The organism is Phenylobacterium sp., from assembly GCF_030654915.1.
GTDB lineage: Bacteria > Pseudomonadota > Alphaproteobacteria > Caulobacterales > Caulobacteraceae > Phenylobacterium.
On sequence record NZ_JAURWM010000090.1, the window covers coordinates 1 to 22,062 of the forward strand.

Annotated in this window: 20 protein-coding genes and 1 tRNA gene; 7 read left to right on the plus strand and 14 right to left on the minus strand. The window is 65.9% G+C overall.

Annotated features, from left to right (window positions below):
* A partial coding sequence (locus Q7T84_RS04355; RefSeq protein WP_304806476.1) for an IMP dehydrogenase occupies positions 1–823 on the minus strand: 823 nt, incomplete at its 3' end.
* Positions 824–894: 71 nt separating this feature from the next.
* Positions 895–1,161 carry a hypothetical protein gene (locus tag Q7T84_RS04360; protein ID WP_304806477.1) on the minus strand — a complete coding sequence of 89 codons (267 nt, stop codon included), beginning with the start codon at positions 1,159–1,161 and terminating at the stop codon, positions 895–897.
* Between the two features lie 12 nt (positions 1,162–1,173).
* Between Q7T84_RS04360 and Q7T84_RS04365 the strand changes: the two genes are divergently transcribed.
* Positions 1,174–2,094, plus strand: a complete 921-nt coding sequence (locus Q7T84_RS04365; RefSeq protein WP_304806478.1) for a LysR family transcriptional regulator — start codon at positions 1,174–1,176, stop codon at positions 2,092–2,094.
* Here the strand turns inward: Q7T84_RS04365 and Q7T84_RS04370 are convergent.
* The gene (locus tag Q7T84_RS04370; protein ID WP_370653617.1) at positions 2,061–2,741 is read right to left on the minus strand and encodes an RlmE family RNA methyltransferase; all 681 of its coding nucleotides are present in this window, start codon (positions 2,739–2,741) and stop codon (positions 2,061–2,063) included. The genes Q7T84_RS04365 and Q7T84_RS04370 overlap by 34 nt on opposite strands.
* A gap of 20 nt (positions 2,742–2,761) precedes the next feature.
* Positions 2,762–3,886, minus strand: coding sequence for a Ppx/GppA phosphatase family protein (locus Q7T84_RS04375; RefSeq protein WP_304806480.1), 1,125 nt, complete (start codon positions 3,884–3,886; stop codon positions 2,762–2,764).
* 243 nt (positions 3,887–4,129) lie between these two features.
* Here Q7T84_RS04375 and hspQ point away from each other — a divergent pair, with 243 nt between their 5' ends.
* Both hspQ and phhA read left to right on the plus strand, forming a co-directional pair.
* Positions 4,130–4,516: a heat shock protein HspQ gene (hspQ, locus tag Q7T84_RS04380; RefSeq protein WP_304806481.1), complete on the plus strand. Its 387-nt coding sequence runs from the start codon at positions 4,130–4,132 to the stop codon at positions 4,514–4,516.
* Positions 4,517–4,634: 118 nt separating this feature from the next.
* Positions 4,635–5,510, plus strand: coding sequence for a phenylalanine 4-monooxygenase (gene phhA / locus Q7T84_RS04385; RefSeq protein ID WP_304806482.1), 876 nt, complete (start codon positions 4,635–4,637; stop codon positions 5,508–5,510).
* Here the strand turns inward: phhA and Q7T84_RS04390 are convergent.
* The 3 genes from Q7T84_RS04390 to Q7T84_RS04400 are packed head-to-tail and all read right to left on the minus strand — an operon-like array spanning position 5,507 to position 11,848.
* A complete protein-coding gene (locus tag Q7T84_RS04390) occupies positions 5,507–5,881 on the minus strand; it encodes a hypothetical protein (RefSeq protein WP_304806483.1) in 375 nt (124 codons plus the stop codon). The genes phhA and Q7T84_RS04390 overlap by 4 nt on opposite strands.
* A gap of 7 nt (positions 5,882–5,888) precedes the next feature.
* Positions 5,889–10,070 carry a translocation/assembly module TamB domain-containing protein gene (locus Q7T84_RS04395; RefSeq protein WP_304806484.1) on the minus strand — a complete coding sequence of 1,394 codons (4,182 nt, stop codon included), beginning with the start codon at positions 10,068–10,070 and terminating at the stop codon, positions 5,889–5,891.
* Positions 10,067–11,848: an autotransporter assembly complex family protein gene (locus Q7T84_RS04400; protein WP_304806485.1), complete on the minus strand. Its 1,782-nt coding sequence runs from the start codon at positions 11,846–11,848 to the stop codon at positions 10,067–10,069. The genes Q7T84_RS04395 and Q7T84_RS04400 overlap by 4 nt, the downstream gene beginning before the upstream one ends.
* 314 nt (positions 11,849–12,162) lie before the next feature.
* Between Q7T84_RS04400 and Q7T84_RS04405 the strand changes: the two genes are divergently transcribed.
* Genes Q7T84_RS04405 through Q7T84_RS04415 form a run of 3 tightly spaced genes read left to right on the plus strand, consistent with a single transcriptional unit; the run spans position 12,163 to position 15,514 of the window.
* On the plus strand, positions 12,163–13,584 hold the full coding sequence (locus Q7T84_RS04405; RefSeq protein ID WP_304806494.1) for a circularly permuted type 2 ATP-grasp protein: 1,422 nt from the start codon (positions 12,163–12,165) through the stop codon (positions 13,582–13,584).
* Complete coding sequence (locus Q7T84_RS04410; RefSeq protein ID WP_304806486.1) at positions 13,581–14,525, plus strand: alpha-E domain-containing protein; 945 nt, start codon at positions 13,581–13,583, stop codon at positions 14,523–14,525. The genes Q7T84_RS04405 and Q7T84_RS04410 overlap by 4 nt, the downstream gene beginning before the upstream one ends.
* 11 nt (positions 14,526–14,536) lie before the next feature.
* Positions 14,537–15,514 carry a transglutaminase family protein gene (locus Q7T84_RS04415; protein WP_304806487.1) on the plus strand — a complete coding sequence of 326 codons (978 nt, stop codon included), beginning with the start codon at positions 14,537–14,539 and terminating at the stop codon, positions 15,512–15,514.
* A 3-nt stretch (positions 15,515–15,517) separates the two neighbouring features.
* On the opposite strand, the gene Q7T84_RS04420 is transcribed toward Q7T84_RS04415, so the two are convergent.
* From Q7T84_RS04420 to Q7T84_RS04440, 5 genes are all read right to left on the minus strand, one after another.
* Complete coding sequence (locus Q7T84_RS04420; RefSeq protein ID WP_304806488.1) at positions 15,518–16,552, minus strand: sulfate/molybdate ABC transporter ATP-binding protein; 1,035 nt, start codon at positions 16,550–16,552, stop codon at positions 15,518–15,520.
* A 79-nt stretch (positions 16,553–16,631) separates the two neighbouring features.
* On the minus strand, positions 16,632–17,474 hold the full coding sequence (cysW, locus tag Q7T84_RS04425) for a sulfate ABC transporter permease subunit CysW (protein ID WP_370653618.1): 843 nt from the start codon (positions 17,472–17,474) through the stop codon (positions 16,632–16,634).
* On the minus strand, positions 17,471–18,337 hold the full coding sequence (gene cysT / locus Q7T84_RS04430; protein WP_304806489.1) for a sulfate ABC transporter permease subunit CysT: 867 nt from the start codon (positions 18,335–18,337) through the stop codon (positions 17,471–17,473). Before cysT ends, cysW begins: the two co-directional genes overlap by 4 nt.
* 486 nt (positions 18,338–18,823) lie before the next feature.
* Complete coding sequence (locus Q7T84_RS04435) at positions 18,824–19,576, minus strand: PEPxxWA-CTERM sorting domain-containing protein (protein ID WP_304806490.1); 753 nt, start codon at positions 19,574–19,576, stop codon at positions 18,824–18,826.
* Between the two features lie 268 nt (positions 19,577–19,844).
* Positions 19,845–19,919: transfer RNA gene (locus Q7T84_RS04440), tRNA-Lys, on the minus strand.
* Between the two features lie 119 nt (positions 19,920–20,038).
* Here Q7T84_RS04440 and Q7T84_RS04445 point away from each other — a divergent pair.
* Positions 20,039–20,623, plus strand: coding sequence for a hypothetical protein (locus Q7T84_RS04445; RefSeq protein ID WP_304806491.1), 585 nt, complete (start codon positions 20,039–20,041; stop codon positions 20,621–20,623).
* On the opposite strand, the gene tgt is transcribed toward Q7T84_RS04445, so the two are convergent.
* Both tgt and Q7T84_RS04455 read right to left on the minus strand, forming a co-directional pair.
* Positions 20,608–21,723, minus strand: a complete 1,116-nt coding sequence (gene tgt / locus Q7T84_RS04450; protein WP_304806492.1) for a tRNA guanosine(34) transglycosylase Tgt — start codon at positions 21,721–21,723, stop codon at positions 20,608–20,610. The two genes, Q7T84_RS04445 and tgt, sit on opposite strands and share 16 nt — an antisense overlap.
* Positions 21,723–22,062 (minus strand): S-adenosylmethionine:tRNA ribosyltransferase-isomerase (locus Q7T84_RS04455; protein WP_304806493.1); only part of this gene is annotated, 340 nt, incomplete at its 5' end. The genes Q7T84_RS04455 and tgt, both read right to left, overlap by 1 nt.

Genomic DNA, 22,062 nt, shown 5'->3' on the forward strand with positions numbered 1-22,062 from the left:
TGCCAGCGACGATCTGCACCCGGTTGGTTTCGCGCTTGAGACGCTCGACCGCCCGGGAGACGTCGGCGTTATGGCCATGGGCGGTGTCGATCACCACCACGTCCCCGCCAGCATCGACCAGGGCCATGGAGCGCTCATAACCGGTGTCTCCGACCGTGGAGGCCGCGCCGACCAGCAAGCGCCCTTGGGCGTCCTTGGCGGCGCTTGGATAGGCCTGGGCCTTCTCCATGTCCTTGACGGTGATCAGCCCGACCGCGTGATAGTCGTCGTCGACGACGATGATGCGTTCGATCTTGTGCTTGCGCAGCAAGTCCCGAGCCTCGGCCTGGGTGCAGCCTTCGCGGACAACGATCAGGTTGTCCTTGGTCATCAGTTCCTTGGCCGGGATGTCGTCGCGGCCTTCAAAGCGCATGTCGCGGTTGGTCAGAATCCCGACCAGCTTGCCCGAGCCGCGCTCGACCACCGGGAAGCCCGAGATCTTGCGGCGCGCCTTGATCTCCCGAACCTCGCGCAGCGGGGTGTCGGGATGGATGGTCAGCGGATTGATGACCATGCCGCTCTCGTACCGCTTCACTTCGCGGACCTGATCGGCCTGCTCCTCGACGGTGAGGTTCCGGTGCAGCACGCCCAGACCGCCGGCCTGAGCCATGGCGATAGCCAGACGGCTCTCGGTGACCGTGTCCATCGCGGAGGACACGAGAGGGATATTGAGACTAATTTCGCGGGTGAACTTGGTGGTCGTATCCACCTGGGTTGGCATCACATCCGATGCGCCCGGTTCCAGCAAAACGTCGTCGAAGGTGAGACCTTCGCGAATGTCCATGTAAGGCTCCATTTTGCGAGCCGCGTATAAGCCCTCTGGGGCGCCTCGGGCAAGGGCAGGTTCCAGTGTAATCATGCCGCAGCTTCCTCTTTTTGGGGTTGGAGCCGTCTTTCGAGGCCGAAAGTCATGGAAAACATCACCAGGCAGAGCCCGGCGGACAGGGCGAGCGCCATGCGCGGCGACTCGGCCAGGGCGAATCCGTAGAGCGCTCGAAGCGAAGGCGATGGTCTGGCTAGGCCCAACACCAGCATGATCGCTGTCTGGGGTGCGCGTGGTCCGGTGAGCTTTTCCGCCATTCCGAGCTTGTGCGCCGCTTGAAGAATTGAGGAAACCGACATATTCGTTCCTCGATGTTCGAAAATCTCACATCAGCGCCGTTACCTTCGCTGAACGCCCTGCGCGCGTTCGAGGCCATGGCGCGCACCGGCCGCGCCACCCTGGCCGCCCAGGAGCTGAACGTGACGCACAGCGCGGTCAGCCGTCAGGTCAAGGCGCTGGAGGAAACCCTCGGCGTTCGGCTGTTCACTGGACCCAAGCACCGGCTGGAATTGACGGAGGCGGGGCGCGGCCTGTTGCCGGCGCTGACCGGAGCCTTCGATCAGATCGCGACGGCGGTTCGGCAGACGCGCAGCAGCGGCGAGGACCTGCACGTCGCGGTCAACGCCAGCATCTCGGTTAAGTGGCTAATCCCGCGGCTAAGCGGCTTCGCCAGCGCCCATCCCAGCGTGCGCCTGCATCTGGCCGAGCTGCCCTCGCACGCCACATCCTATCGCGGGGCGCATGCGGTCGTGCGGATGGTGCCGACCAGCCGCCTGGCCGACCCCGACGCCACAAGCTTCATCCAGAGCCACCTAGGCCTGGTGATGTCCCCGGCCCTGGCCGAACGTTTCGCCGACCATCCGTTGAAGGCGCCACGGTTGTCGGCCCAGACCCACCAGCAGGGCTGGGCGATCTGGGCTGCGCTGGTCGGCATGGAGCTTCCGCCCTCGCCAGAGCAGCCCTTCGCCCATCTGCACTTCGCGATCGACGCCGCCATCGCCGGGCTGGGTGTCGCGGTCATGCCTTGGCCGTTGGTGGCGGACTATGTGCGCAGCGGCCGGCTGGTCGCCCCGTTCGGCTTCCGCAAGGCCGAGAGCGCGTTTGCGCTGCTGGCGGCGCCGGGCGCGTCGAGCCGCGCCCTGGATCAGTTCCGCAAGTGGCTGGTGACAGAGGGCGGCAAGACGCCCCCTGCTCCCGTCTATCGACCCTTGAAGCCGGTCGCCACGAGGTAGACCTCGGATGAGTCAGCGCGGCTGGCCTTGGGCTTGATGTGGCGCACATCGTCGAACTTGCGGTTCAGTTCGCCGATAATCTCGTGGGTCTCGCCGCCCTGGAAGGCCTTCGATAGGAAAGCTCCGCCCGGCCGCAGGACGCTGACGGCGAAGTCGGCCGCAGTCTCGATCAGGGTCATGATCCGCAGGTGATCGGTGCGACGATGGCCGACCGTGTTCGGCGCCATGTCGGACAGCACCACGTCTGGCGGTCCGCCAAGCAGTTCGATCAGCATCGGACCGCAGGCCGGATCGGTGAAGTCCATCTCCAGGATATGCGCGGGCGAGAGCGGATCGACCGGCAACAGGTCGACGCCGACGATATTGGTCACGCCCCGTTCGATCGCCACCTGCGTCCAGCCGCCAGGGGCTAGGCCCAGGTCGATCACCCGCACGCCCGGCTTCAACAGCTTCAGCTTGTCGTCGAGCTCGGTCAGCTTATAGGCCGCGCGGCTGCGGTAGCCGTGGGCGCGGGCCTTGGCGGCGAATGGATCGTTGATCTGGCGCGACAGCCAGGCCTGGGACGACGGCGTCCGGTCCTTCGCGGTCTTGAGGCGCTTAGGCGTAACCCGGCCCTCTTCGGATCCACCCGTGGGTGGCTTGACCATGCGTTTGCGGGGCGGCTCTGTCATTCAGGGGCGTTTACAGGGGAAGCGCCGCCCGATCTACGGCCGCGACGCCGACGCCGCCGCTTGCGCTTGGTTCCCTCGCCCGACATCAACGACATCAGTATGCCTTCGCGCAACCCACGGTCGGCGACCCGCACCCGTGAACAGGGCCAGAGTTCCTGCACGGCCTGGAGGATCGCGGCCCCAGCCAACACCAGATCGGCCCGGTCCGCACCGATGCACGGCTGCTCGGCGCGCTCCTGAGCGCTCAGTCCCAGCAGCGTTTGGGCGGCGGCGTCGCATTCGCCCCGGGTCATCCAGATCCCGTCGACCTGGCTGCGGTCATATCGACGCAGTCCCAGGTGCATGCCGGCGAGGCTGGTGATCGCGCCCGAGGTGCCGACCATGTGCGCGCGATCCTCATCGAAGATCGGCCGCAGAGGATCGGCGTGGCGGAACTCGCGGATCTCATCCTTGACGGTCTCAACCATGGCTCGGAACCAGGTCTCGGTGGCCACCGGCCCTTCGGGGAAGCGCTCGGCCAGCGTGACGACCCCAATGGGAATGGAGAGCCACGCCTTGATCGGCAATCGGCCAGCGGCGAACTTCGCCAACTCCGTCTCTAGCCCGCCCGCCGTCAGATCGACCCAGGACAGTTCAGTCGACCCGCCGCCGACATCCACCACCAGAGCCGCCTCGGCCTTGCGGTCGAGCAGGTTCAAGCACCCCGCGACGGAGAGTTGAGCTTCCTCACGCGGCGTAATGATCTGTAGTTGGAGACCGGTCTCGGCAGCCACGCGGGCGACGAACTCAGCACCGTTCTCCGCGCCCCGGCAGGCCTGGGTGGCGATCGCCTTTAGCTTCACCACCTTGCGGCGACGGATCTTCTCAGCACTGACCCTCAAGGCCGCGAGCGCGCGATCCATGGCCGCGTCGGACAACCGACCGGTCTGTGAAAGCCCTTCACCCAGCCGGACGATGCGCGAATAGGCTTCGACGACTCGGAAGCCGCGCCCCGACGGGGTGGCGATCAACAGGCGACAATTGTTCGTACCGAGATCGAGTGCGCCGTAGCAGGGCGACTCGGCCGCTTCGGCTGAATTGTGCTTTTCGGCTCCTGTAGCCGTCTCGAGATCAAGCGCCATCGTCACCGGCTTGGTGGCCGGAACGCTTGTAAATCAAGGATCTGGAGCGCGTTCTTCAAGAACACGCTCAACAGCGTCGCAGTCATTGACCGCCATCCGTCCCTTTGAGGCGCCGACACGACACCTCATTTCAGGAGAGACTGTAGCAAGCTGGTTCGCCTCTCGGAAGGCACGCCCTTGCACATGCGAAGATGAGCGGTACGTTCACCTCCCAGTTAGGCGCCAAGGTCTAGAATCGTTTCTATGGACGCTCGTATAGAAAAACGTGGAAGCGACACGGTCACGCCGCCGGCGGTTCTCGCCGAGCCGCGCTTGGCGAAGTACGCCATCGGCCAAGTCGTGAGACACCGTCACTACCCCTTCAGGGGCGTGATCTTTGACGTCGATCCCACCTTCTCGAACACCGAGCAGTGGTGGCTCTCCATTCCGGAGGAAATCAGGCCACGCAAGGACCAGCCGTTCTACCATCTGCTGGCCGAGAACGATGAGAACGCCTACGTCGCCTATGTCTCCGAGCAGAACCTGGTGCCCGACGACAGCGGTGAGCCGGTGGGCCATCCCCAAGCGTCGCTGATCTTCGAATCCTTCAACGAAGGCCAGTACACGCTGCGCCCGCGGATCAGCCACTAGGGCGGTCCGCACGGGCGTTTCAACCACGGCCCGGTAGACGCAAACTTTCACCAGGCCGCCTGGATTTCGGCGCACAGTTCGCACGGAACTTTCGCGAATTTGCGCTCATTCTATCGGCATGAGCGCAGATCACATCGCCGCTGGCCCGCCGCCCGGCGCAAGGCCCGATTGGACCATCGACCACGACTGGTCGGCCTATTCGCAGGCCGAGCATGATGTGTGGACGACGCTGTACGAGCGCCAGGCAGGGCTGCTCCAGGGCCGCGCCTGCGACGCCTTCCTGAAAGGCCTCGACGCCCTGGATCTGCACCGGGGCGGCATTCCCGACTTCTCACGCATCAATGAAGAGCTGACTCGGCTCACCGGCTGGAGCGTCGTGGCGGTGCCGGGCCTCGTGCCAGACGAGGTGTTCTTCGAGCACTTGGCCAATCGCCGATTCCCCGCTGGCCGGTTCATCCGCAAGGCCGACCAACTGGACTACCTGCAGGAGCCCGACGTCTTTCACGACGTCTTCGGCCACGTGCCGATGCTGACCGACCCCACCTTCGCCGACTACATGCAGGCCTATGGTCAGGGCGGCATGCGCGCGCTGGGTCGCGGCCAATTGCATAATCTAGCCCGGCTCTACTGGTACACGGTGGAATTTGGCCTGCTCGAAACCCCGGAAGGCCTGCGGATCTACGGCGCCGGGATCGTTTCAAGCCTGGCGGAATCGATCTTCGCCCTGGATGATCCCTCACCCAACCGGCTGGGTTTCGACCTGGAGCGGGTGATGCGCACCCCCTACCGGATCGACGACTTCCAGCAGGTCTATTTCGTGATCCCGTCGCTGAAGTCGCTGTTGAAGGCCACCTTGCAGGACTTCGCGCCAATCTATGAGCGCCTGAGCCAGGCGCCCGACATCGCCATCGACGAGATGGCGCCGGGCGATCGGGTCTTCACCTGCGGCACCCAGGCCTACGCCCTGGCGGGCGGACGGCTGGCGTCGGCCTAGCCGCCGGCCTTTTCCCGCGCCATCAAGGTCTCGATGCCCTTCTGGATCTCCAGCCGTTGGGCGGGCGTGAAGACCCGATAGTGCTGAGCCTTAGGGCCCGACGCCGCACTGATCTCACCGTCGGTCACATAGATGAAGCGCCCCTGGAAGGCGCCGGTCACCGGCTGACCATAGGCCATGCGGATACCCTCCAGCCGCACGGCGCAGTTCTCCAGCGTATCGACGTTGGGCGCGACGGGTTTGAAGTCAGGCTTGCCATTCATGCCCTCGACCATCCGCCAGCAGACGCCTGGATGGCCTGGCGCGGTCAGCGGCTTCTCGCACCCGAAGAGCCCGGCGCTCGCGACCAATCCCAGCAAAAGCCTGCGCATGTCGGCCTCAGTAGTCCCTGCGCCAGCGGATGGCGAGCTTGCCGTCTCCCTGGCTGGCGATCTGGGAAATAATGGAGAGGTTGCGTCCAAATCGCCACTCGACCTGCGCCGACGGCCCATCGCGGCCGCCGCCGGTGATCTCCAGATAGACGTTCTCAGTCAGATATTTGCCGCCGGAAACTGTGACGCCAGACTCATCCCCTCCGGCCAAGGCCAGTCGGTCGAGCCCGGCGAAGCTGCGCAGGTTTCCGATGACATCGAAGCCCCCGCCGCCGGCCATCGACGACAAGGCCGAGGCGAGTTGGGCGGCCTCAAGCGGAGACAGCTGGGCCGCCGAGCGACCGAACAGCACCTGCGACAGCACCTCGTCCTGCGGCAGGACCGGCGTGGAGCTCAAGGTGATCTCAGGCCGCGCCGCCGTGCCCTGGATCCGCACCACGGCGGTCAACGACGGGTCTTCGCGAGTAGCGGTCAAGTCGAGCCGGATCGTCTGCGGCGTGCTGCCCAGATGGACCACGCTCCGATCGTCAAACTCGAAGCGTCGCCCCGCGAAATCGTACTCACCGCGAACCACGCGCGCCGAGCCGGTCAGGTTAGGCCGGGCGGTCGTGCCGCTGACATGCGCGTCGAGAGAAAGTTCGACATCGAGCCCCCTGCCCCGAACATAGATCCGGCGCGGGGCTCGCAGCCGCACGTCGAGCGCCACGGCCAAGCCCCTTCGAGCGACCGGTTGCAACGATTGCGACAGGTCCTTGGGGCGATTGATCTCCACCACGTCGATAGTGACCACCCCGGCCGGCGTGGACATGTTCGGCGAGACGTCAGCGCGATCGATGGTCAGGTCGCCCCCCAGCCGCACCTGACCATTGGCGGCGCGGTCGAGGGACGCCTGCCCCGAGGCCGAGGCGGTAGCCATGTCGTTGTCGATCAGCCGAAACCCCTTGAGATCCAGGCGGAAGGTCGAGGCCCCCTCACGAAGCAGGCTGATCCTGCCGACGCCTGAAAGCGCTCCGCCGTGACCGTCGGCCGCGGTCGCCTGGGTGATGTCGATCGCGTTGTTGGCCATGGACGCGCGCAAAACCACCTCGGTCAGCACCAGGCCGGTCGCCCCATCGACGAACCGCCCGCCGTCCACCTGCGCCGTACCGGTCGCCCTCGGATCGTTGAGCGTGCCGCCCAGGGTTCCCTTGAGCTGCACATGCCCGGCGAGTTCGCGCTCGCCGCTGGCCAGCAGCTCCCACAGCGGTTTGACCTCGCCATCGGCGAAGAAGTCCCCGCGGATCGGACGGTTGCGCACGATCGCGATCCGGAATGGATTCGCGCTCGCCTCGGCGGGCAGGACCACATTGGCGTTGGCGCGCAGGCCCTGTTCGTTGGTGACAGCGGCGTTCAGCGTAACGCTGTCACCAAGCAGCCGGGCCTTCACCACACCGTCCATGCCCAGTTCGCGAGGCGAACCACGACCACGGGCGTCGTCAAGCTCGGCGCTGAGCGTGCCCTCCAACGCCTTGCCGCGACCGGTCAGGGTCAGGACGCCGTCGGCCCGGCCGGTCAGGTCGGGATTAATGATGTCTAGGCCCAGCTTCTCGACCTGGGCGCGAATGCTCGTGACGTCCTTGGCCAGCCGCGCATCGAGGTCGATACGTCCGCCGTCCGCCGCCGCCAGTCGCAATTTGGCGCTGCGTTCATCGCCCCCGAACCGGACCATCGCGGTCTCGGTGGTCTTAAGGACGCGCGCGCCAACATTGCCAGAGCCATCGAAGCTCAGCGCAAAGCCGGGCTTGACGGCGGCCAACGATCCGCGCCCCTGCACGCCCCATTCGCCGCTGCTGGCGACGCCTTCGAGATCGATAGCATAGGGCAGACGCGCCATTGGGCCGTCAGCGGTCAAGCTGCCCTTGCGAACCGCGAACTTCGCGCCCGGCAGAACAGCGTCGGTCGCGGTCAGGTTCAAGGTCGCATACGGGCCGCCGGCCACATCGACGATCTTCACCGCGCCGGACACCACGCCATTCTCCAGGAACGCGCCCTCGACGACACGGAGCTGCAAATTGGCCGCCGACGGCGTGCTGCGCCGGAGTGCGACCGAACCTTCCGCGGTCAACCCGCCAGCGTTCACCAGCAGCTCGGATAGATCCACCCCGCCGCGCGGGAACCGGAACGCCGAGCGGGCCTGGGCCGGTCCGTAGTCGCTGGTCGCTGTCAGGGCGACGACGCCGCTGGAACCGTCGGCGCGTCGCAGGAAACTCAGTGTGAGATTGGCGTCCTTCAACGGCAGACGGGGCAGATCAATGGCCTCGAAATTGGCCAACAGGTCGGCGCGTGGCGCACCGATGCTGCCAGTGATCGCGCCGGAGCCCTTGGCCTTGCCGGTGATCTCCACCGGCCCGGCGCGGAATGGCCCATCTGCGGACCAGTCCAATTTGAAGCGCAGCGCGCCGTCCGCCCCCAGCACGCCGGCCGTCTCGGCCCGAAGCGCCGCACCGTTCAAGGTCCCGTTCGACACCGAAACCTTGCGCCCCTCGACATTCGCCTTCAGCTGCAACCTCGGCGCTGCGCCCAGCAGGCGATCGAGTTCGGAGAAGCCGGACGCGAAGCGCGCGCCTCTCGCGTCGAGGCTGAGGTTCCATGGCCGCCCCGCCCGTGCTTGGACCGCCGACCAGTCGGCCGATAGCGAACCGCTCGCGCCGCTACGAGCGGCGGCGAGGTTCGAGAACTGCGCCTGTCCCTTGAAGTTCAGCCCGCCCAGCAGATTTCGTCCGCCGCTTGCGTTGACCTTCAGCCCCGCGCCAGTCGCCTGCAGGTCACGCAGCAACAAACGGCCATCGGCCAGCCGGGCGGCGTCGAACGCCGCGGTCGGCCGCGCGCCCAGCAGGGCCGCGGCCAGGCCGGCTCCCCGTCCCCCGGCGCCGGTGATCCGCCCATCGATCGCCAGCACGCGATTGCGGCGGGTGAAGGTGAATGGCCCCGAAGCCCGGTCGAGCGCGTAGTCGCCCAACTGCAACCGAGCGACGTCAGCCGTGCCGGCGAACCGCAGATCGTCCATCGAGCCGGTCAGGACACCGTCCACTCGGCCTAGCCCCATCGGCGGCCCGCCGGTGACCTTGGAAAGCTCTCGAGCCGCGGCGCTGATCGCGAGCCCCGCCGGGCCCGTCCGCCGCTCGCCCAGATTCGCCTGCCCCTTCGCCGTGACCGCGAGGTTGGCCGAGGTCATCTGGGCGTCCAGGTCGTAGAGTTCGGCAGCAGCCTTGGCGCCCTTGATGCTGAACTGCACGTCCGGCCCAAGGCGAGCGACCAGATCCTTGGTGAGGGTCGAGGCGCTCAGCAGCACCTTCCCGTGCGCCCCGCCGCCGTCCTTCGTCCAGGCGCCTGAGGCGTCCACGGGCGTGATCGCGCCGGAGGTCGCCAGGGCGGTGAAGCGCCCCTGCGAGCCCTGCCCCTTGGCCTGGACCTGCAGCGAGAACGGCTGGTCCGACGGCAGACCCAGGCTGCCCGCCAGGGCGCCGCCCTTGGCCTCCACCGCGTCGGCGATGACCAACAACGGCCGGCCGCCGCCGAAATCGAACTCGGCGTTGAGGTGGTCGCCGGGCGTCAGGACGCTGGTGATCGCCACCTTGCCGTTCTGGCCGCCGTTGCGCTTCTGGACGTCCACATTAGCGACAACGTCATAGACCCCGCGCGCGACGCTGAACTCCGGAGTCAGCTCCAGGCGCGTCACGGCGCGATCGATATTGATCGAGATCGGCAGACCGGCGGACTCGGTCTTGGGCGCCATCGTCGGCCGCCGCAGCACCGTGACCTTCTCGGCCACGATGTCTTCGGCATGGAATCTACGCCTGAAGAGAGCGGCGTAACTCCACGTCATTTCAATATTTTTGGCTTCCAGCCAGATGCCTTTTTCGTCGCTTATGGTCAGGCGACGCACAGTGAACTCGCGCCAGACGTCGCCGCCGAGCCCCTCGATCTTCAACCGACCAAACCGCCCGATCTTCAGGCCGCTGGTCCTGGTCTCGATCAGCAGCCGCCCCTGTGGCAGCAGCACGCCGTAGCGCGCCGTCAGCGCCACGCCGCCGATCAACAGGGCCAGCACTGCGCAGACCACGAGAATGATCTTCGGCAGGACCGAACTCTTCGCGACCTTGGCGACCGCCTCGGTCGCTTCCTCGACGGGTGTGGGCGGCTCGCTCAAAACGCCTGCCCAATGCTGAGATAGATCTGGAAGGCGGGATCGCCCTCGCGCTGGTCGAGCGGAATGGCGATGTCGGCGCGGATTGGTCCGAAGCCGAGGTCGTAACGAACCCCGACACCCACCCCGACGCTGACATCATCACCGGTGGGAATCTCGTCCGAGCCGACCGCGCCGGCGTCGACGAACGCCACGAAGCCCCACCGCTGCCCGATCTTCTGGCGCAGCTCTATCGACGTCTCCAGCAAGGAAGCGCCGCCCTGCGGAGTGTTGTCGTCAAACCGTGGGCCAATGGCCTGGAAGGCGTAGCCGCGCACCGACCCGCCGCCGCCAGCATAGAAGCGCCGGGAAGCCGGGACATCCGGGACGGTCGCTCCGATCATGGAGCCGACGCGCAGGCGCCCGGCAAGGACCGTGCGAGCCTTCTCGCCGAACGGCACGTAGACCGTGCCCTGGGTCTGCAATTTCAGATAGGGCAGTGTCTCATCGCCGATGAGATAGGTCGGCTCGGCCCGAACCTCCAACCGCCAACCCCGTCGCGGATCCAACGGGTCGTCGGAGCGGTCGAGCGCGCCGGCCGCGAGGCCCGCGATCGTGAACAGGTTGTCCCCCAGCGGGCTCCGCAGAAACTCCTGCTGATCCTCGGTCTTCCCGTAGTCCACCGAACCGCCGAAGGTGAGGTACGAGGTCTTGCGGAACCGCCGGGTCATGTCGGCTCGAACACCAAAGCCCGTTTCGTCATAGGCGTCGGTGCGGACGCGATACCCGCCACCACCGGCTTTGAACGTCTGCTGAGGCTTCAGCCAGTGAGGCAGGGTGATCTCCGCGCCAAGCCGGCTGTCGATGCTCGATAGTCGCGCCAAGGCGGCGATGGTGTCCGCGCGGCCCAGGATATTGAAGTGTGTCCAACGGGCGTCGGCCCCGACGCCTTCGCTGGTGGAATAGCTCGCTCCCAGCTCCAGGGTCCGCGGCTTTCGGTCGACAAGGCTCACGACGATCGGCCGCAACCCGTCGGCGGTGATCTGGTCCTTCGGCGCCAGCGACACCGTCACCGAGTCATAGACGCCGGTGTCCAGCAGACGGCGTTCCAACTCACCCACGTCGTCCGGATTGTAGACGTCGCCCGAACGCCATGGCGTCAGATGATCCAGCCACGCTCGCTTGGTCCGCCCCTCGTTCAGCACCTTGAGCGCATCAAGCCGGACGATGTCGCCGGCGATGATCTTGTAGGTCGGCTGCACCGTGCTGTCGGCATGATCGACGGTGACCACGCGCGGCGCCGGCGCGACGTCGGCATAGCCCCGCTTCTGCACCGCCGCGACGATCCGCCCCTCGGCGTTGACGACATCGACGGCTCGACCAGGCGCGCCCGTCGCCAAACCCAGGACCGCCTCGCCGGCCTGGCGGACCTCAGGCAGCGGCGCGGGTTCGATCCAGTCGATCTGCGGATCAATGAATGTAAAGCGCGGCCCGGGACGTATCCGGACGATCGCGACGGGTGGCTCGGTTTCGCTGACATCCGCCTCGACGTCGTGACCGTAATAGCCCTCTGAGCGCAGCACCGTAATAGCGTCCTCGCCCGCCGCGACCGCACGCCGACGGGCCTCGAAGCGGTTGGCGACCGGCCTTTCGGTCTCGCCGATAGCATTGACGATAGCGTTGCGTAGACCCGTGTTGAGGTCCCCCTCGACGGTCGCCCGCGGAGACTCAGCCCGGGCCGTCCCAGATACACACATGGCCGCCGAGGCGGCGACCGCGACGACCAATCGTCCCACGCCCATCCCTTTAATCGCGCCCCGTTGATTGATCTAAACTGCGTCGCGGCGCGATGTCACCCATGCCGATGGCGTCAAGCTGCACCATCGGAGGCATATCACTGCCTAAATACTGTGCGAGCGCCGTCAGCACGAACTCCGTTTCCGATTAGCGGCTCGATTCCATCGCCTCCTTCCTAAGCTCAATGCTCCCTTCGGTGCGAAAGGACTTGGCTGTGGAGTACGGTGTGACGACAGCGCACAGATCCGATGAGGCGACCGCGTTCTCGGGGGCTTCTCACCTGCCGCCGACCCCGGCGGACCCGGTGGCCTACGACGAAATGCTGGCGGCTCTCGGCGAGGTCAGGCCTCACTACGCCGCCCTGGACCGCCGGATCGCCACCCTCGCGTCGGCCGAAATGTCGGAGCGGCAACGGACGCTCGAGCGCTTCTTTCTGCTGCAAGGCATCACCTTCACCGTCTATGGCGGCGAAAGCTCCACCGAGCGGATCATCCCCACCGACCTGTTGCCGCGGATCATTCCGGCGGTGGAGTGGGCGACGATCGAAGCAGGCCTGACCCAGCGGCTGCGCGCGCTGAACATGTTCCTCTCCGACATCTATGGCGATCAGCAGATCCTGATGGACGGGGTGGTGCCCCGCGAGCTGGTGCTTGGCGCGCCCTCCTATCGGCGGGAGATGCAGAACCTGTATGTGCCGCACCAAGCCTACGCCAATGTCTGCGGCTCGGATCTGATCCGCCAGCCTGACGGCGCCTTCGCGGTGCTGGAGGACAACCTGCGAGTGCCCTCGGGCGTCTCGTACATGCTCGCCAATCGCGAGGCCTCGCGCCGCACCTTTCCCGGCACGTTCAGAGCCGCTGGCGTCCGCGCCATCGACCGCTATCCGGACCTGCTGCTGGCCACGCTGAAGGGCATGGCGGCCGACTGGCGGCCCAACCCGCAGATCGTGGTGCTGACGCCCGGCGTCTACAACTCGGCCTATTATGAGCATGCCTATCTCGCCCGCTTGATGGGGTGCCCATTGGTCGAGGGCCGCGACCTCGTTGTGCATGACAACATGGTCTACATGCGGACCACCACGGGGCTGCGGCGCATCGACGTGATCTATCGTCGGGTCGACGACGACTTCATCGACCCCCTCACCTTTCGGCGCGACTCCAGCCTGGGCGTAGCGGGCCTGTTCAACGTCTATCGCGCCGGCAATGTAGTGATCTGCAACGCGCCGGGAACCGGCGTCGCCGACGACAAGGCGGTCTACGCCTACGTGCCAGCCATCATCCGCTACTATCTCGGCGAGGACGCCATCCTGCCGAACATCGAGACCTATCTCTGCCGCGAAGCCTCGCAGCTCAATCACGTGCTCGGCAATCTGGACAAGCTGGTGGTGAAGGCGGTGGGGGCTTCGGGCGGCTACGGCATGCTGATCGGGCCCCATGCCAGCCAGAAGGAGCGCGAGGATTTCGCCGAAGCGATCAAGGCCGATCCCGCCAACTACATCGCCCAACCGACCATCCAGCTGTCCACCGCGCCCTGCCTGATCGACGGAACGATCGAGCCGCGCCACGTGGACCTGCGCCCCTTCATCCTCTCGGGTGAGAACATCGTGGTGACGCCTGGGGCCTTGACACGGGTCGCGCTGCGCAAGGGCTCGCTGGTCGTGAACTCCAGCCAGGGCGGCGGCTCGAAGGACACTTGGATCCTGGAACCCGAAGAGGCTGCAGCGCAGGAGACCCAGCCATGATGCTCGCAAGGGTCGCCGACAGCCTCTACTGGATCGGCCGCTATGTGGAACGCGCCGAGCACATGTGCCGCCTGTCGGACGTGATGCTGAACGCCACCCTCGACCGCACCGAGGCCGCCAGCCAGGCCACCCGGATCGTTCTGGCCGCCGTCGGCGACGCCGACGGGGTCCGCGCCGCCAACCCCTACGATCTTGCTTTCGCGCTCGCCCTCGACCGCGAGGACGGTGGGTCGATCGCCAGTTCGCTGGCCCTGGCCCGTGAGAACGCCCGCCAGGTGCGCGATCAGATCACGACCGAGACCTGGGAGCGCTTGAACCTTATCTATCTGCGGATGACCGGTCCGGAAGCGCCCAAGGCGTTCGCCGACAGCCCTTCGACCTTCCTGCACGAAATCATCGCCGACCTGCACCTGTTCAAGGGCGCGGCCGACGCCACCATGAGCCACGGCGAAGGTTGGCGGTTCCTGCTGCTGGGCGTCTATCTTGAACGCGCGCAGTTGGTCGGTCGGCTGCTGGGGGTTTGTTTCGGCGACGGGCGTCGTCGTCCCCTCGACGACCATATGGCCTTGATGGGCGTGCTGCGGATGAGCTGCGCCCTGGAGCCCTATCTCCGCCGGTACACCGCCGACATCCAGCCGCGCAAGATCCTCGAGTTCCTGCTGCTCGACGAGGAATTCCCTCGCTCCATTCGCTTCGCCACGGCGCGGATCGAGGAGCACCTCAGCGCCACTGCGCGCTATGTCGACGCCGCCGGCCACGCCGGGCCCGAGCGCCTGGCCGGCCGGCTGCGGGCCAGGTTGCAATACGCCGACATGGACGAGATGGAGGTGGCCGGCGCAAGCGCGCTCATCTCCACCGTGCTCGACGAGTGCGCGGCCCTGCATCAGGCGATCTACGACACCTTCGTCGCCTATTCCCTTGAAATGCGTCTGCCGGCGTAAGGACCAGAACCGTGCTTTTGGAAGTCCGTCACGTCACCCAGTATCACTACGCCGAACCCGTGCGCGAAAGCGTCATGGAGGTCTGGATGCAACCCCAAAAGGGAATCCGCCAGCGGCTGGTCTCGTTCGAGCTGGAACTCGATCCCGCCGCCCAGCTCTTTTCCTACGCCGACCCGTTCGGCAACGCGGTCTATCATTTCGACGTGCCTCAGCCCCATGATCGGCTGAACATCGTCGCCCGCTCGGCGGTCGAGACACAGACGCCCCCGCCGCTGCCAGACGCCCTGGACCAAGGCGAATGGGACCGGCTGCGCAGCGACTTCGTGCGCGGTGAGAACTTCGACTTCCTCACCCACCACGGCTTCGCCATCGAGACGCAGGCCTTGCGCGCCTATGTGGCCCAACACCAGCTCGACGAGCTTCGCCGGCGAGACCCGCTGTCGGCTGTGCGACGCCTGTCGGAGACCATCTATTCGTCATTCGGCTATGAGGCTGGCGTAACCCGCGCCGACAGCCCCATCGATCTGGCGCTAAAGGCCGAGCGCGGAGTCTGCCAGGACTTCGCCCACATCATGATCGCCATCTGCCGCTCCTGGGGCATCCCGGCTCGTTACGTCTCGGGGTACCTCTTCACCGACCGTCAGGCTGGCGACCGCTCCGATCCCGACGCGACCCACGCCTGGGTCGAGGTGTTCCTGCCCTCTACCCGCTGGATCGGGTTCGACCCAACAAACAACGTCGAGGCCGGGGAACGCCACATCGCCGCCGCGGTCGGCCGTGACTACAACGACGTGCCGCCATCGCGCGGTGTCTACAAGGGCGAGGCCGAAAGCCAACTGGCGGTCGGCGTATCGGTGCGCAGGGCACGAGCGGCCCTGACCGAACCGGAGTTCATCCGCATCGCCCAGCCGTCGTTCTCGCGTAGTGGCCGCCGCCGCGGCCCGTCAGGCGGAATCGCCTATGATCAACAGCAGCAACAGCAGCAGTAGGTCCTAGGCGCTGAACACGTAGGCTCGGTCGGCCGCCAGGTGCAGGGTCACCCCCGGCTGCAACTCGCCGGCGTTCTGGCGGGCGAAGGCCGCCTCGATCCGTTGGCCGCTGGCCGTCGCGCCATCCACCCGCACGACCGCGCCTTGCGGGGCGATCCGCTCGGTCACGATGCTCAGGTTCGCCTGGCCCGCCGGCGTCAGCACGAACTCGTGGGGCCGGACAAAGGCCACCGCCGCGCCATCGGCTACGCCGGGCGCGGGCAATGCGATATCGGGGGCCGTGAAACGCCCGCCCTTCGCAACGCCTTCGAAGCGGTTGGATTCGCCGACAAACCCGCACACGAACGCGCCGGCCGGATTGTCGTGCACGTCATGCGGCGCGCCCACCTGTTCGATCACGCCCTTGTTCAGGATCGCCACCCGGTCAGCCAGCTCCAAGGCCTCTTCCTGGTCGTGCGTCACGAAGATCGTGGTGACGCCGGTCGCATCGTGGATCCGGCGAAGTTCCTTGCGTAGGGACTTGCGCACCGTGGCGTCCAAGGCCCCGAACGGTTCGTCCAGCAGCAAGACGCTGGGGTTCACCGCCAGGGCGCGCGCCAGGGCAACACGCTGGCGCTGGCCGCCGGACAGCTGGGCCGGATAGCGCTTACCCAGTTCACCGAGCTCCACGAGCTTCAGCAACTCATCGACCCGAGCCGTGATCTCATTTTTCGACGGCTTGGCCTGTCCTTTGCGGACGTCGAGACCAAAGGCGACATTCTTGGCCACCGTCATGTGGCGAAACAGTGCGTACTGCTGGAACACGAAGCCTACCCGGCGCGCGGCGGCGCTGGTGAAGGTCATGTCCTGGTCGCCGTAGAGGATCTGGCCCTTCTCCGGGAACTCCAGGCCGGCGATGACCCGCAGCAGCGTGGTCTTGCCCGAGCCAGAGGGACCCAGCAGCGCCAGGAGCTCGCCGTCGGCGATCTCCAGGCTCACGCTATCGAGCGCCGGATAACGGCCAAAAGTCTTCTCCACCGAGCGGATGGAAATGGTCATCGCAGATGCGTCTCTCTTGAGCGTGACAGCCCAAAGTGGTCACCGGTTTCGGCGACTGTCACGCGACAACTCAAAGGTTTCAGTGACGGCCGGGCCGCGACTGCGGCTGGACGAGTTCAAGCAGAGCCTTCAGCACCAGGGTGACGATGGCCAGTAAGCACAACAGAGCTGCGACGGCGAAAGCGCCGACGAAATCATACTCGTTGTAGAGGATCTCCACATGCAGCGGCATGGTGTTGGTCAGGCCCCGAATGTGACCCGAGACCACCGACACCGCGCCGAACTCGCCCATGGCGCGGGCGTTGCAGAGCAGCACGCCATACAGCAGGCCCCAGCGGACATTGGGCGCGGTCACGCTCCAGAAGGTGCGCAGGCCTGAGGCGCCCATCGATACAGCCGCCTCCTCCTCGTCCACGCCCTGCTCCTGCATCAGCGGGATCAACTCGCGGGCGACGAACGGGAAGGTCACGAAGATGGTCGCCAGCACGATGCCTGGGATCGCGAAGATGATCTTGATGTCATGATCCAGCAGCCAGGGGCCGAACCAGCCCTGGGCGCCGAACACCAGCACATAGATCAGACCCGCGACCACCGGCGATACCGAGAACGGCAGATCGATCAGGGTGATCAGGAAGGGCTTGAGCGGAAACTCGTACTTGGCGATCGCCCACGAGGCGCAGAGGCCGAACACCACATTGAACGGCACGGTGATCGCCGCGGTGATCAGGGTCAGCTTGATGGCCGCCCGGGCATCTTCATTCTGGATCGCCTCCAGCGCGGCGGGCAGCCCCTTGCGCATCGCCTCGAAGAACACCGTGACCAAAGGCAGGATCAGAACGCAGACCAGGAACAGCCCGACCAGCGTCAGGATGATGGCCTTGGCCCAGACGGGGTCCTCTGTGGGATGACGAAGGCGGTTCATTGGCCGAGCCTCCGCGCCCAGGCCTGGATGGCGTTGATGACGAACAGCATCAGGAACGAGACCGCGAGCATGACCACCGCGATGGTCGCCGCGCCGGCATAGTCGTACTGCTCCAACTCGATGGTGATCAGCAGCGGGGCGATCTCCGACTTGTAGGGCATGTTGCCGGCGATGAAGATCACCGAGCCGTACTCGCCGACAGCCCGCGCGAAGGCCAGTGCGATGCCGGTCAGCCAGGCCGGACCCAGGGCCGGCAGGATCACGCGCAGAATGGTGTCGAACCGATTGGCGCCCAGGCTGGCGGCCGCCTCCTCGACGTCGGCGGCCAGATCGCGCATCACTGGTTCCAGAGTGCGCACCACGAACGGTAGGCCGATGAAGGTCAGGGCGATCACCACGCCCAGCGGCGTATAGGCGATCTTGATCCCGGCCGGCGCGAACAGCGCGCCGATCCAGCCGTTAGGGGCATAGAGAGTGGCCAGCGCGATCCCCGCCACAGCCGTCGGCAGGGCGAACGGCAGGTCGATGATCCCGTTCACCAGGCTCTTGAATGGAAACTCATAGCGGATGAGCGCCCAGGCGGTCAGCACGCCGAACACCCCGTTGATCACCGCGGCGATCAAGGCCGCGCCGAACGACAGGCGATAGGCCGTCAAAGCGCGCTCATTGAAGGCGGCGTCCAGGAACTCGGGGAAGGTCTGTTCAGCCGCCTTGAGCGCCACGGCGCTTAGCGGGATCAGCACGACCAGCGAAAGGATGGTCAACGTCACGCCCATGGTGAGCGCAAATCCCGGGATCGCCGAACGACGGCGGATCATCGGCCGGCGCGCCGCGACGATCTCGGAGGTTTCGGTCGCGGTCATTCAAGCGGCCCCGGTTCAAACGCATAAACGCCGAGACACGCGGATAGCTGCGCTTCGGCTTACGCCACCGCTAATTCCCAGCGCACCTATCGACAATATAGTTTTTCTGAGGGCGACGGCGGAAAGGCTGAGCGCAACTGGCGGTTAGCCAGTGAGGAACCTCGTTCGTCGGATGGCGGTGAGTGGAGAAGACGGCGCCCTACCCCGGCAAAGGGTCGCGTCCGAATGGGGAGCGGGACGGTGAGAGAGGACACCGCCCCGCGTATGCTGGAGTTTGGCCAGCATTCCGTCGCTTCCCGATGGGCTCGTGTTGCGACAGTCAGTTAGATGGGGACGCTCCGAGGCTGCTGCGAAGCGACGTGCCGTCGCAGGCGAATTGCGCCTCGGCTCACGCCATCGCTGCCCTGCGAACCTATCGGCGCACAGCGGCCGGCCAAGCACGACAGACCCGCCCCCGGAGGGGAGCGGGTCCTGTCGGTCGTCAAGCTAGGCGAGAGCCGCCTCGCGCGGACGCGAACGGCGGACCATCGAGCCCACCGCACCAAAGCCGATGATCATCATGGCCCAGGTCGCCGGCTCAGGAACGCCGGTGCCGGTGATGGTCTTGAAATAGCCGACCGTGTGATTGTCGCTCTCGTAACCGCCGCCAGCTGGCGTTTCCCGGAAGACCACCCTGTCAAAGTGAGTGCCGGCGGTTCCGTAGAAGTTCACGAACACATAGGGCTCGCCGCTGTTCTGTCCCTGATGAGGGGCGTCAGGCTTGCCGAAGTAGAGCGGATTGCCGCCGACCGCGCTGAGCACCGTCGCTGGGTTGAAGGTGAAAATCTTCGTGGCGCCGGAATACAATTCCAGGACATTCCCCTGGTCTAGCGCCGGCAGATAATAGCCGAAGTAGGTGACGCCTGCCGCATTCTGCGTGCTGGTGATGTCCAGGCTGTAGCCGCCCTCGCCGAAGGTGACGGCGTAGTTGCTTCCACCCTCGCCACCGTACTGGTCGCCCGCGTTCACCTGGGTCGTGGAGCTGTATTGGCCGCTGATCACGCCGTTGCCGCCAAAATTCGTGGCGAACCCTCCAACGCCCAGCGCCCGAGTGTTGAAGTTTTCAGTCCCCAGCACGTCGAACGTCGCCGTCGTATTCGTCACGCCCGGCGCCTCGTATGTCACCAGGATCCCGGCCTGGGCCGCACCGGCCGTGACCGCCGCGACAGCGATCCCGGCGAAAAACAAACTCAGTTTCATTTGTCCCACCTCGCGTTTTGGTTGCGCTTCACCCACCCGCTCACAGACCGACGTTCTACGACACGCGGCGCAACCTTGATCCGGGATTCTCCTGTTGATTGAATTGAGTCGGACGGCGCCCCTCATCAGGTGCTTCGAGACTCACGCCCTCTTCACCGGCGAGGGCGACGAAGCGTCTCGAACTGAGGACATCCTGAATCAAGCCCAGGCGGCGCTGGCTTGAAAACACCCCGAAAAGTCCAGCAATATCAATGCTGGAAAGACAGGATGGTAGGCCGGGTGAGTTTCGAACTCACGACCATTCGATTAAAAGTCGAATGCTCTACCACTGAGCTACCGGCCCCCGACACGACGCGCTGAACGCGCCTTGCGAAGCGGCGCGGACCATATGCGGGCGCCTTCACCGGGGCAAGGGCGCGTGTCAGCTTTCCTTCATCGAGTGACTCCGCGTACCTTCGCCTTATGCATAAAGTCATCTACCCGTTGCCGCTGCTTTTCCTGCTGTCAGCCTGCCTCACAAGCCCCGCCGACGGATCGCCGAAGGTACAGACAACGTCCGAAGCCAAGCGCGAAAGCATCACCGGCGCGGTCGCCTCTCCCCTGCGGGACGTCAACGTCTTGCGCACAAAGATCCCGCCAATCCTGCTTGAGGCCATGGCCGATCCCTACCAACGGCCGAATCCAGCCACATGCGCCGGAATAGCAGCCGCCATCGTTCCGCTGAACGAGGCGCTGGGGGCGGACCTCGATCATCCGTCTGAGGACGAGCAGGACATAATGGACAAGGGCAAGGGCGCGGCGCTGGGCGCGGTCGCCGGCCTCGCCTCCAGCGTAATCCCGTTCCGCAGTTGGGTGCGGCAGCTCAGCGGAGCCGAGCGCCACGACAGCCTGGTGACCGACGCCGTCCTGGCTGGCGCTGTGCGCCGGGCCTACATGAAGGGTCTAGGCGAGGCGAAGAGCTGCCGGCCGCCGGCGACGGCCTCGCACGTTCGTACGGGTCCCGACAATCTGGTCCCGACTCAGGGTCCCCGCTACCCGGTGCGCTGACGGGCCTTGAAGTCCCGCCGAAACTGCTCGAACCGGCCCTCGGCGATCGCTGCACGCATCGCCGAGGTCAGGGCCTGGAAGTGCGCGATGTTGTGCCAGGACAACAGCACCTGCCCGAGGATCTCCTCGGACTTCACCAGATGGTGGAGGTAGGCCTTCGAATAATAGGACGAGGCCGGGCAATCACTGTCCTCGTCCAACGGACTGTCGTCCTCGGCGAAGCGGGCGTTCTTCAGATTGACGGAGCCCTCCCAGGTCCAGGCCTGGCCATGACGCCCAGATCTCGTCGGCAGCACGCAGTCGAACATGTCGATGCCCCGAGCCACCGCCTCGACCAGATCGATCGGCTTGCCGACCCCCATCAGATAGCGCGGCCGATCGGCCGGCAGCATGGCGGGTGCATAGTCCAGCACCTCGCACATCGCCGCATGCCCCTCGCCCACGGCCAGCCCGCCTAAAGCATAGCCGTCGTAGCCGGTCTCGATCAGCCGATCAGCTGACTCGCGGCGCAGGTGTTCGAAAGTCGAACCCTGCTGGATGCCGAACAGGGCCTGGCCTTCGCGCTCGCCGAACGCGGCCTTGGAGCGGGCGCCCCAGCGCGCCGAGAGCTGCATGGCCTCAGTCGCGCGCTTTTCCTCTGCGGGCCAAGCAACGCACTCGTCCAACTGCATGACGATATCGGAGCCGAGCAGATCAGCCTGAATCTGGATCGAGCGTTCCGGCGTCATGATGTGGCGTGATCCGTCGATATGGCTCTGGAAGGCGACAGCCTCCTCAGTGACCTTGGCGATCTTGGACAGCGACATCACCTGGAACCCGCCGGAGTCGGTCAGGATCGGCCGGTCCCAGCGCATGAAGCGATGTAGTCCGCCCAGCCGTGCGATCCGCTCGGCGGTGGGGCGCAGCATCAGGTGATAGGTGTTGCCCAGGATAATGTCGGCGCCGGTCTGGGCGACTTGATCGACGGTCAGCGCCTTAACCGTCGCGGCCGTGCCGACCGGCATGAAGGCCGGAGTACGGATATCGCCGCGCGGGGTCTTGAGCACGCCGGTGCGCGCCGCGCCCTCAGTGGCGGAAATCTCGAACGGAAAAGCGGCCACTAGGCCCTCCAGAGCAGGCTGGCGTCGCCATAGGAATAGAAGCGGTAGCCGTCCTCGATCGCATGGGCGTAGGCGGCGCGCATGGCCTCGTAGCCCGCAAAGGCCGAGACCAGCATGAACAGCGTCGACTTCGGCAGGTGGAAGTTGGTCATCAGCCCATCGACGGCGCGGAACCGGTAGCCAGGGGTGATGAAGATCGCCGTTTCCTGCGCGAAGGGACGGACAACCCCATCCTCGCCGGTGGCGCTCTCGACCAATCGCAGCGAGGTGGTGCCAACGCAGATGATGCGTCCTCCGGCGGCCTTAGCGGCGTTCAACGCCGCCGCCGTCTGAACGTCG